The organism is Arthrobacter sp. TmtSoilC77, assembly GCF_059739415.1.
The window spans coordinates 4,444,327-4,455,975 of sequence record NZ_AP046050.1; the positions used below are offsets into that span (position 1 = coordinate 4,444,327).

Below are 11,649 nucleotides of genomic sequence, written 5' to 3' on the forward strand. Positions count from 1 at the left end.
CAGGCTCGTGGTGCCGTCGCCGGTGGGTCTGAACCAACACGCAGGAACAGAGGATTCAGTGCAGAATTTCCAAGGAGTAGGGGTAAGCCCTGGCCGCATCATTGGTTCCGTCCGCCAGATGCCCAAACCGGTGAGTGAACCGCCGTCGGGCGAGCGGCTGGCCGCAGACGTCAGTCCGGAGGACGCCGTCGCGGGCTTGAAAGCCGCAGCGCAAGCCGTCCACGACCAGCTCAAGGGGCGCGCGGATTCCGCCTCCGGCGACGGCAAGGCCGTCCTCGAGGCCACCGCGCTCATGGCCAAGGACACCATGCTCCTGAAGTCCGCGGCCAAGCTCATCAATGCGGGCTCGTCCGCGGAACGGGCCATCTGGGAAGCCGGTGCCTCCGTTTCGGAAATGCTGCACAACCTGGGCGGGTACATGGCCGAGCGCGCCACAGACGTGCTGGATGTGCGCGCCCGCATCGTCGCCGAACTGCGCGGCGTTCCCGCCCCAGGCATCCCTTCTTCGGAGACGCCCTTCATTTTGCTGGCCGAGGACCTCGCACCGGCGGATACGGCCACGCTGGATCCTTCCAAAGTGCTGGCACTGGTGACCTCTGGTGGCGGACCGCAGTCACACACCGCGATCATTGCGCGCTCGCTCGGACTGCCCGCCGTTGTTGCGGCCCACGGCGTTGATTCCATTGCTGATGGCACAGAGGTCTACGTGGACGGGGCAGCCGGCCTTGTGGCTGCCCCGCCGTCGGAAGAGCAGCGCGCTGCGGCGACCGCCTGGGCGGAAACCTCCGCAACGCTCGCCGCCTTTGACGGAAACGGCACGACGGCGGACGGCCACCTGATCCCGCTCCTCGCCAACGTGGGTGGAGCCAAGGATGCCGTGGCAGCAGCTGGCCTCGGCGCCCAGGGTGTTGGCCTGTTCCGCACCGAGTTCTGCTTCCTCGAGCGCGATACCGAGCCCTCCGTCGACGAACAAGCCGCCGCGTACAAGGCTGTGTTTGACGCGTTCCCCGGCAAGAAAGTAGTGCTGCGAACCCTCGACGCCGGCGCCGACAAGCCCCTCCCCTTCCTCACCGACGCCACCGAACCCAACCCCGCCCTTGGTGTTCGCGGCTACCGGACAGACTTCACCACGCCCGGTGTTTTGGAACGCCAACTGCAAGCCATTGCCCGGGCAGCTTCTGAATCCGAGGCCGACGTCTGGGTCATGGCCCCCATGATCTCCACGGCCGCCGAAGCCGGACGCTTCGCCTCATTGTGTGCTGCTGCCGGCATCCAAACGCCAGGTGTCATGGTCGAAGTTCCCTCGGCTGCTTTGACCGCCGCCTCCGTGCTTCGGGAGGTTGGCTTCGCTTCACTGGGCACCAACGACCTCACACAGTACGCCATGGCCGCCGACCGCCAACTCGGACCCCTGGCGGAACTGAACACTCCATGGCAGCCAGCTGTCCTGAGGCTGGTGCAGCTCACAGTGGAAGGTGCAGAGCAGGAAGCATCCGGCCGGGAAGGCAGCAGCAAACCCGTGGGCGTCTGCGGCGAGGCAGCCGCGGACCCTGCCCTCGCCGTCGTACTTACCGGACTCGGCGTCAGCACGCTGTCCATGACCGCGCGCTCGCTGGCCGCCGTCGGGACTGTCCTGAAGACCGTCACCCTGGAGCAGTCGCAGGAACTCGCCCGCCTGGCTCTCACTGCGCCCAGCGCCACCGAGGCCCGCGAGTGGGTCCGGGCCAAGCTCCCCGTACTCGAAGAGCTCGGCCTCTAACCCGTTTTTCGTCCACCCATAAAGGAGAAAACCATGCCAGAACGCACAGCCACCATCGCCAGCCGCTCCGGCCTGCACGCCCGGCCGGCCGCCCTGTTCGCCGAAGCGGCAGGTGAGCAGCCGGTGGAGGTCACCATTGCCATGCAAGGCGAACCCGCGGATGAAGCCCTCGACGCCGCCAGCATCCTCTCGCTCATGACGCTCGGAGCTGCTAAGGGCGACGTCGTCGTGCTGCGGGCGGAGGGCGACGGCGCCGACGCTGCCTTGGACGCGCTCGTGGCCTTGTTGGAGACGGATTTGGACGCGGAGTAGCCTTCGGTGCCCTGCGCCCGGCGCCCAATTCGATGGCTTGCTGCGTACAAGACGGTAGGAGTCGTCTGGTCTGCAGCGAGCCATCGAATCGGGCTCGACTAGCTACGGCAGCGCTGTCACCACCACGTCCTGGTAGGCGGCGCGGCCGTCGAACACGTTGACGCCAACCCTGCCGGAGGCCAGCGCAGAATCCATGACGTCGATCAGCTGGGCCCCCTCCACGGACACCGTGATCCGGTTGCCATTCACTGCGGCATCCAGTGAGTAGCTCACTCCATGGCTCAGGGCTGCGGGCGTGCTCGCAATGACGGTGAATACGCCACTGACCAGCTTGAACACACGCACCTCTCGCAGGTTCGGGTCCAGGTTCACGTAATAGGCACTGGATCCGTCGGCAGAGGATCTCAGCAACACCGAGCCTGCACCGCCGTACCCTTTCTCCGGCGCCAGGTCCCGGTTGAGGAGTTCGCCGTTGAACGGTTCGCCGCCGAACCGCACCGTTGCCTGCACCCTCACGTTGGTGAACGCGGCTGCGCTCATGGCCGTCGAATCTTTGTCGAACGTACCTGTCAGGCCTGCGCCTGTGCTCTCCCATTTGCCGCCCGGGACCACGACATACGCGCCCAGGTTGTGGCGTGCTGTCCCGCTGGTGGGAAGCAGAACGTCCGACGGCGGCGCGGTAGTCACGCGGGCCGTGTCGCTGAGTTGGTGTACTTTGACGGACACCAGCCGGGCGTTCCCTCCGATAGCGGTGAAGGACAGGCCTGTGGAGGAAGGGTCCGGGAAGATCAGGGACGTGATGGCAGCCGTGCCGTCACCGCCGAAGACTTCCACAGAGGACGCATCCACCAGCATCCGGAGCTTCACTCGACGCTCGGACCCCACCAGAGTGGAGCTCCATGGCGCCGAGGAATTGTCCGCCGGAGACCCGGCGAAGTACCTCGTGAAGTCCTCCCGTCCGGAGGTGCCACGGTCCACCGTCAAGGTTCCCGGGCCGGCGTCGTACTTCACCGTTGTTACTTGCGCGGATGTCTCTTGCGCGCCAGAGGTGCCGGCCCCTTTCCTCAGCCCGAACGCGAAGGAGCTGGCCCCGCCGATGGTGGGAATCCCGACCTCCGCCTCGAGCTCAAAGGACCTGCCGGACGTTCCCGCGAGCGCGTTCGCCGAGCTCGGCGTCACAGTGACATCGGAGGCCTGCCAGGTTGATGTCCGTAGAGACTCTCCCTCCTCAACGGGAGCCTGCGTCAGGCGGAGTCCGGCGCCGGCAACATCAACAAGCTTGAGCTCGCGCGGGATGCTGAGCTGGCCGTTCCAGCGGCCCGTTGGCGGGCTGAACGCGTAGTCCCAATTGCTCATCCACCCGATCATGATGCGCCTGCCATCGGGCGCGCCGAAGAAGCTCATCGCTGCGTAGTAGTCCCTGCCATGGTCAGCCTGCAAGACCTGGGAAGCGGGAGTGTCCGGCGTAAATGCGGTACCGTTCCACGTGCCCGTCACATATTGCGCGGCCGAACCGTTCGTGGCTCGGACCGCCCCAGTACTCCACCACAGCACCCAACGCTTCACCCCGGACTGTCCCTCCACAGGCATCTCGAAGAAGTCCGGGCATTCCCACACGCCCCCGCGGATCCAGTCGCCGTAGCCGAAGGTGCTCGCGAAGGTCCAGTGGATGAGGTCTGTGGAGGAGTAGAAGCGGATGTGGTCTCCGGCGGCCACCACCATGACCCATTTGCTGGACCCTGCATCCCAGGTGACCTTGGGGTCGCGGAAGTCCCAGCCGCCGTCGGGGCCGCCCGGGTTCTCCACAACCGGATCTGCCTGGACCGTCTGCCAGGTGCGGCCTTGGTCCTTGCTGTAGGCCGCACGGACGGACTGGTTTCCGTTCCAGGCGTCGTGATTGAAGCTGGTGTAGTAGGCAATGAGGCCGGAGCCGCCGTCGAAAAGACCACTCGAGTCAGAGGCATCCACCACGGCCGATCCGGACCACGACTCCCCCGCAGCCATGTGCGGGAGGGCGATGGGCAACTGCTTCCAGTGCATCAGATCCGAGCTGACGGCGTGCGCCCAGCGTCCGCGGTCCTGGTGGAACAGGTGGTACTCGCCCTCGAAGTACACCAGGCCATTGGGGTCCGAACTGCTGCCCGAATTCTGGCTGTAGTGGTAGCCCGGCTGGTAGAGCCCGTTCATGTACTGATCCACGCTGTCCGCGCGGACACTCTGGAACCAGGCCGTTCCGGTGGTCAACAGGGCGAACCCGTTGCCAGATGCCGCTGGCACAGAGCCACTTAGCACAGCTGTGCCATTAATCAGCACAGACGCTTCGCTGCCCTGGACAGTGAGCTGGACACGGTTGAGTTGGCCGTCTTGAAAACTTGTGGAGGGAAGGTTGCCGGAGTGCAGCAACGCCGAGGTGGTCCGGTTGTAGAGCTTCGCAGTTCCCGCCCCGGGGTCGATCCTCAGTTCCACGCCGCCGGTGCCGTCGGTACCGCTGCGGACCACCACTGAGGCGGTGGCGGGTGAGGTGACGGTCAGGTCCAAGGAGGCAACGACGTCGGACGTCACCGCCGGGACGTACCTCAGCGCGGTGCCACCCGCCGCGGAAGCCCGGAGGCCCTTGGCATCGGGCTCCCAGGAGCCTGCAGCCGAGCGCCAACCCTGCAACGAAGTCTCTAGTCCTCGAAGCGTCATGCTCTGGAACACCGCGGTGCCGTTGTAGGAGCCCAGCCCGACATGGCCGGAAGCATGGGCGGCATCCGTGGCCGTGATGGCCGGCATGGCGCCGTTCGGGTCCAGGAAATCGGTCTGCCAATAGACGGCCAGCTGGTTGCCGAGCGCCGTGACCCGCAGGCGGTACACCTTGTTGACGGTGATGGCTGTGCTGAACGTGCCGAGCGTGGCGTTGTCCGAGACCCGGTACAGTCGCAAGCGGCCTGCGTTGGGGTCGACCTCCGCGGCGTAACCGGACGTTCCGGACGCATTGGTTCGAAACAGTGCTGTGCCCACGCCGTATTGCGACGTGACCTGAACATCTGTGGAAAAGTCGACGTCTGTGGGCAACTGACCGGTGGCCACGGCTCGGATATTGGTGTTCGCAGGGGCAACACCGCGGAAACCTGTGGCCGAGGCCTGCCAGCCGTTCGCGGTGACTGCCCAGCCGCTGATGCTGGCGTCGATAGTCCGCACACCGGGCGTACCGAAAGACACCGATCCGTTGAACGCATGCAGGCCCACGCGGCCTGATTCGTAGCGATAGTCCGTGGCGTCAATCCTCTTGATGCCATCGATCGCAACATAGATCCGTGGTCCGTCCACATGGACATCCACCGTGTAGGCCTGCCCCGAATTCAGTGGCAGGGACACAGGCGTAACCACGTCCTGTCCGGTCGCGAGGTCGAACAACCTCACCCGGTCCAGGTTGGGGTCGATCGTAGCGGCGTAACCCGCGCCGGCGTCGGGAGTCGCTCGGAAGACGAGCGCCCCAACACCGTAGGGACTCCCGGCGTCGACCGTCACCGAAGCCGTGTAGCGGGCGGTTCCCGCCACGACCTGCTCGCTGACAGCCGCCGCATTTTGCCCGGAAGGCGCGACGGCGGCGTACCCGCCCTGCGCTGTCCGGGTCCACGAACCATTGACTCCGACGACGTCCGGAACGGGGCTCGTAGTGCTGTTGAGGGTGACGGGCGCGGGGTCGAGGGCCACCGCCGGAGCAGTGACCCCCGTCCCAGCCAGGCCAACACCAAGGACCGCGGCCGTGAGGCCGGCAACTATTCTCCGATGCATTCAGATCGCCTTTGATCTCAGGGGTGAGAGAGCGTTCGCCAAAACCGCCCATGATGTGAGAGAAGATCGGCGAAAAGCGCTCGGGATGTGAGAGAGGGATGGTTTGGGCGGCGGTGCTAGGGGAAGAGCGGGCGCGGACCTCCCCAGATGTCGGCCATGGTCCAGGCGTCGAAGGTCAGGACGCGGACGGTTCCCCCAGCCGCCGAGAGGGTCACGCGCTCCCCGCCAAGGGTTGGGTAAACCCTGGCCGTGAGCGGCTTGCCATTCGCGAAAATCTCGACGGCGGACCTGTCCACCAGGACACGAAGGCGCACGCGTCCGTCGGGCATCGGAACGGGGCCGGACTTGTCCTCCACATCCAGGGCCAGGCCAGCATCGGCTCGAGCCAGGCTGCTGCGGGTGCGGTCCAGTTTGAGCGTGCCGTTTTCGCCCTCAAGATCGCGGCTTAGTTGGACTACCGTCTCCTCAGCGCCATCCTCCGACCCCAACACGCCCAGCCGCAGCACCGCACCCGGTGCCAGCTGAACGTCCAACTCAAGGTCCAGCTGGTTCCCGGAAACTCCCGTCTCCAGGGGCTTGCCGGAGCCCACCAGGACTTGTCCCGGCACGCTGACGTGATCCCGGCGGAGCTTCTCCACTTCAGGGACAGGCGCAAAAGCCAGGGTTCCGTCGTTGGCCAGGGTGGTGACGCGCGGCAGGCTCATCACGCCAGACCATCCGGCCTCCACCATCGCGGCGTCGCTTCGTCCTTCCTGCATCCAGCCGAACATGATGCGCCGCCCGGACCCGTCCTCGAACGACTGCGGAGCGTAGAAGAACCGTCCGCCGTAGTCGAGCCGGTGCAGGGCTGCAGGCTGGAAGGAATCTCCCGAATAGCGACCGGTCCAATACAACGGGTGACGGGTCTCGCCGTCGTCCCACGCGGAGAAAACCAGCACATCAGGATCGGCGTCAGCAAAAAGCCCGGTGGTCGAACCCAACGAACCCCCACCCGCCCTGAACAGGTCCACGCATTCCCACATGGTTCCGGTCCAGTCAGTATCGGCTGGGTCTCCTTGGGATGCATCTCCAATGAACAGGGGCCCGATGTAGTCCCACGAACGCAGATCCGAGGACTCGTACAGGAACGCCGTGCCGCCGCGCCCACGAATGCCCGAGCCCACCAGTTGCCGCCACGTGGTTCCCTCGCGCCACACGCAGTGGTCCCTGTAAGCGGTGATGTCCACTCCCGCCGGAGGGGCCGCGATGACCGGGTTCTCGGGCACCTTGCTCCAACTCAGGAGATCGGCAGATCCCACGGCAACGCAGGGCAGTTCGCGCTCGCCGAGCCGGCCCGAATAGACCAAGGTGGGCGTACCGCCGTCGTTCACCAACACTCCTGACCAGCAGCCGTCGGCGTCCGGACCCGCCGACGGCTCCAAGGCCACCGGCTGGTCCGTCCAGGTGACGAGGTCCGTGCTGGTGGCATGGCCCCACTGGATGCGGTGGTGGAAGGCGCCCTCCGGGTTGTACTGGTAGAAGAGGTGGTAGGTGCCGTTCCACTGGCTCACGCCGTTGGGATCGTTGAGCCAGCCCGCTGGGGAAACGAAGTGGAAGCGGGGTCGGAGGGGGTCGGACTCGGCGCGGGCAACCAGCTCGTCCCGGGGCACGGTGGCGAGCGGGTGGGTCAGTTCAGTCATGCGGAAGCCTTCTTGTCAGTCTTTTCGGTCGCCACGGGTTCGGTAGCCACGGGTTCAGTCGCCAGCGCGTGTCCGCCGGCTCCAGCCCGCGGCCGGTAGAGGTGGCAGCGCACCCAGTGGCGGTTCGCGGGATCGCCCACTTGATGGCGCACAGGTTCGGTGGCGGAGCAGGCCTGGTGGGGATCGCCGTCGAAAGCGCAGCCCGTGGAGGCCATGACGGCCTGCCGCAGTTCAGCGCGGCGGACGGGATCGTAGGAGCCTGCGCGGGCCGGGTCCGGAACGGCAGAAACCAACAGTTGTGTGTAGGGGTGGGCGGGGTTTGCCAGCAGGTCAAGGGACTCCCCTTCCTCCACGAGCTCACCGGCAAACATCACCGCTGTCCGGTCTGCCAGGTAGCGTGCCGAGGCGAGGTCGTGGGTGATGTAGAGCATGGAGATGCCTTGCTCGTCGCGGAGTTTGCGCATCAGATTCAGCACGCCGATCCGCACTGACACATCCAACATGGAGGTGGGTTCATCAGCCAGGATGACCTGTGGCTCCACGGCGAGGGCACGGGCGATCGCGACGCGCTGCCGCTGCCCGCCGGAAAGTTCATGCGGGTAGGAGTTGAGCATGTCCGCCTGCAGGCCCACGGTGGTCATGAGTTCCTCAAGGCGGCGCTGGGTCTGGGACTCCGAACCGCCCTTCCCGTGGATGGCCAACGACCTCCGCAGGAAATGCTCAATCCTGTGGGCCGGATTCAGCGAGCCGAACGGATCCTGGAAGACCATCTGCAGCTGTGATCGGAAGGCACGGGACGCTTGGAACCGGTCGCGTTTAAGGACGTCGACGCCGTCAACCAGGATGGCGCCGGAGCTCGGCTTTTCGAGCCGGGCAACACAGCGGGCCAGGGTGCTCTTGCCAGAGCCGGACTCCCCCACGAGTGCCACGATTTCGCCGCGGCCAATGGTGAGGTCCACGCCGTGCAGGGCCCGGACGGATTGGCGGGAGAACAGGCCGCCGATGGGGAATGATTTGCCCAGACCGCGGACTTCGAGGGCAGGTGTTTCGGAAGCAGCGACTTGGCGGGCCGAACCTTCGATCGCAGGGGACAGTGCAGAGTGGCTCATGGTGCGACTCCTTCCAGAACAAGTGCTTCAGTGTCGGCACCAAACGGTGCCACGAGGTGCCCGGGCGCCACTTCGGTGAGGTCCGGGATGTTCCGGAACTTCACGCCGTCGGGCAGTCCCGTGAGCGGAACGCGGGGACCAGTGAGCGGCGGGAACGCACCCATGAGCGCCTGCGTATAGGGGTGACGCGGGTTGGCGTAGACGTCCTGCGCCTTGGCGGTTTCGACGATCCGGCCGCCGTACATGACGGCCATGCGGTGCGAGAGCTCCACCATGAGGGACATGTCGTGGGTAATGAAGAGGACGGAGAACCCCAGTTCGCGCTGGAGTTCCTTGATCTGCGCCATGATTTCCTGCTGCACCACCACATCCAGTGCAGTAGTTGGTTCGTCCAGGATCAGCAGCGACGGCTTCAGTGCTACGGCCATGGCAATCACTGCGCGCTGCCGCATGCCACCCGAGAGCTGGTGGGGGTAGGACTTCAGTCGCGCGGGGTCGATCCTCACGAGCTCCAGCAACTCGCCCGCACGGCGGAGCGATTCCTTGCGCGAGTAGCCGGCGTGCGTGGTGAAGATGTCCACGATCTGCTCGCCGATGGTCAGCACCGGATTCAGCGAGTTCATGGCCGACTGAAACACCATGGCCACGTCCTGCCAACGGAAGCGCCGCAGTTCCTCCGGGCTCATGGCCAGGACGTCCTTGCCGCCGAAGCGGATGCTGCCGCCGGCGATCTTGGCCGGGTCCTTCAGGAGCCGCATGATCGAGTTGGCAATCGTCGACTTCCCACAACCCGATTCACCAGCCAGCCCGAACACCTCACCGGTGCCGATACTGAAGGAAACGTGGTCGACGGCGGTGGTTGAGCGGGTATCGCCCACGTACTTTACGGTGAGGTTCCTGACGTCCAGGACGGGCTCGTGGGAGCCGAAGGAGACTTGGGAGACAGTCACTTGGCGGCGCTCCTTTCGGTGGTTGCAGGTGTCTTGATTTTCCGCAGCCGCGGATTGGTAACCTCGTCCACGGCGTAATTGATGAGTGCCAGCGCGAAGGCGACCAAAGCGATGCAGACACCGGAGGGCACGAACACCCACCAGCTACCGGTCAGCAGGGCGCCTTCATTGCCGGCCCAGAAGAGGTTGTTGCCCCACGAGACCGTACTGACGTCGCCCAGGCCCAGGAACTCCAGGCCAGCCTGGGCTCCGATGCCATAAATGACGCAAGCCAGCAGCGTGCCCATGACGATCGAGGCCATGTTCGGCAGGATCTCGCGGAACATGATCCGGCCCGCCCGTTCACCGGACACCACGGCAGCGGCCACGAAGTCCTTGGAACGGATGGACAGGGCCTGCGAGCGCAGCACACGTGCCGAACCGGCCCACCCCGTGACCACGAGGACCAGGATCACTGTGCCAAGGCCCGGTGGCAGGAACGCGGCCAGGATGACCAGGAGCGGCAGGCCGGGAAGGAGCAGGAAGACGTTGGTCGCCAAGGAGAGGGCTTCGTCGATGAACTTGCCGAAGTACGCCGAGGCCAGGCCCACGAGGATGCCAACGAATGTGGACGCGAAGCCTACGGTCAGCCCTACGAACAAGGAACTCCTCGAGCCGTGGACGGTCAGCGCGAGCACGTCCTGTCCCTTGGCGGTGGTGCCCAGCCAATGCTCGGGAGAGGGTTCCAGCGAGGCCATCCCGGTGATGCGCGACGGGTCGCCGGGGAACAGCACGGGCGCCAGCAGCGCGAGGGCGATGAACACGAACATCACGGCCATGCCCAGCATGGCTTTCTTATTGGTGAGGAGCCCGTGGACGAAGCTGCGGTTTGGCTTGCGGACAGCCGGGGTTGGAGTTGGCTGCTTCAGGAGTGCGGTTGTCATGATCAGTCCTCTAGTTGCTGCGCACGCGCGGGTCGAGGCGGACGTAGAGGATGTCCACCAGGAAGTTCGCCAGCAGCACGGCGGCGGTAATGGTCAGGAACAGGCCCTGCATGAGGGGGTAGTCCAGGCCTTGGACGGCGTTGAGGAGTTGGTATCCGACGCCGGGGTACGCGAACACCACCTCGGTGAGCAACGCACCGCCCACCACGAAACCCAGTCCCATGCCGAAGCTCGTGACCGAGGGCAGCATCGCGTTCCGGGCTGCGTAGCGGAGCATGATGCGGCCCGGCTTAAGACCCTTGGCCTCGGCCATGGTGATGTAGTCCTCGGAGTTCGTGGCGATCATGGTGTTCCGCATGCCCAACATCCAGCCACCAATGGAAACCAGCACGATCGTCAGCGCCGGCAGCACCAGGTGCGCACCGACGTCGCCGATGAACTCCCATGTAAACCCGGGCTCCAAACCATCCGTGAACGCGTGGCGGATCGGGAACCAACCCAGCACCACGCCAAACAGGTACAGCGCACCCATCGCAAGCCAGAAGTACGGGAACGAGCCGATGAACACGAGCACCGGCGGCAGTGCCGAGTCGATCGCGCCACCCCGCCGCCAAGCGGCCAGGATGCCCAGCAGGTTACCCACGACGGCGGCAATCACCAGGGCGGTTCCGCCCAGCAGGAGGGTCCAGCCGATCTGCGAGGAGATAACCTCAGTGACCGGTGTTGGGAAACGGGAGATGGAAACGCCCATCTGGCCCGTGAATATGTTGTGCATGTAGTCGACGTATTGCTCCCAAATGGGCCGATCGTCCACGCCAAGAAGCTTGCGCAGGGCCTCGATCTGTTCGGGCTGCATTCTGTCCTGGGAGCGGGCAAACATGCGGGAGACGGGGTCGCCGGGCATGAAGCGCGGGAGCAGGAAATTCAGGGTGATGGATGCCCAGAAGGCGATCAGGTAGAAACCCAGGCGGCGCAGGATAAAGCGCACGGTTTCCCTCCATTCGGGAATTACGGAAAGTTTGGGGCACGCCCGGCGGCCGGTCCGTGGGACGGCGGCCGCCGGACGGCGGTGTGCAGGCCGGAGCCAGCGGTGCTGGGCCCACGCCGCCCGGGTTCCCTGGCCGAAGCGCAGCGAGG

8 protein-coding genes are annotated in these 11,649 nt (G+C 65.5%); 2 read left to right on the plus strand and 6 right to left on the minus strand.

Going from position 1 to position 11,649, the window contains the following annotated elements:
- Positions 1-58: 58 nt before the first annotated feature.
- Positions 59-1,759 (plus strand): phosphoenolpyruvate--protein phosphotransferase, encoded by a 1,701-nt coding sequence (ptsP, locus tag AC6I99_RS20535; RefSeq protein ID WP_497944139.1) that lies wholly within the window; start codon positions 59-61, stop codon positions 1,757-1,759.
- A 33-nt stretch (positions 1,760-1,792) separates the two neighbouring features.
- Positions 1,793-2,071 carry an HPr family phosphocarrier protein gene (locus AC6I99_RS20540; protein WP_224093305.1) on the plus strand — a complete coding sequence of 93 codons (279 nt, stop codon included), beginning with the start codon at positions 1,793-1,795 and terminating at the stop codon, positions 2,069-2,071.
- 102 nt (positions 2,072-2,173) lie between these two features.
- On the opposite strand, the gene AC6I99_RS20545 is transcribed toward AC6I99_RS20540, so the two are convergent.
- The 6 genes from AC6I99_RS20545 to AC6I99_RS20570 form a co-directional block, all read right to left on the minus strand.
- Entirely contained in the window at positions 2,174-5,851 is a 3,678-nt protein-coding gene (locus tag AC6I99_RS20545) for a glycoside hydrolase family 32 protein (protein WP_497944138.1), read from the minus strand.
- A gap of 116 nt (positions 5,852-5,967) precedes the next feature.
- The gene (locus tag AC6I99_RS20550) at positions 5,968-7,530 is read right to left on the minus strand and encodes a glycoside hydrolase family 32 protein (RefSeq protein WP_497944137.1); all 1,563 of its coding nucleotides are present in this window, start codon (positions 7,528-7,530) and stop codon (positions 5,968-5,970) included.
- Entirely contained in the window at positions 7,527-8,639 is a 1,113-nt protein-coding gene (locus tag AC6I99_RS20555; protein WP_497944136.1) for an oligopeptide/dipeptide ABC transporter ATP-binding protein, read from the minus strand. Before AC6I99_RS20555 ends, AC6I99_RS20550 begins: the two co-directional genes overlap by 4 nt.
- Positions 8,636-9,589 carry an ABC transporter ATP-binding protein gene (locus tag AC6I99_RS20560; RefSeq protein ID WP_497944135.1) on the minus strand — a complete coding sequence of 318 codons (954 nt, stop codon included), beginning with the start codon at positions 9,587-9,589 and terminating at the stop codon, positions 8,636-8,638. The genes AC6I99_RS20555 and AC6I99_RS20560 overlap by 4 nt, the downstream gene beginning before the upstream one ends.
- Positions 9,586-10,512 (minus strand): ABC transporter permease, encoded by a 927-nt coding sequence (locus AC6I99_RS20565; protein WP_497944134.1) that lies wholly within the window; start codon positions 10,510-10,512, stop codon positions 9,586-9,588. The genes AC6I99_RS20560 and AC6I99_RS20565 overlap by 4 nt, the downstream gene beginning before the upstream one ends.
- A 10-nt stretch (positions 10,513-10,522) precedes the next feature.
- Entirely contained in the window at positions 10,523-11,500 is a 978-nt protein-coding gene (locus tag AC6I99_RS20570; RefSeq protein WP_497944133.1) for an ABC transporter permease, read from the minus strand.
- Positions 11,501-11,649: the final 149 nt, after the last annotated feature.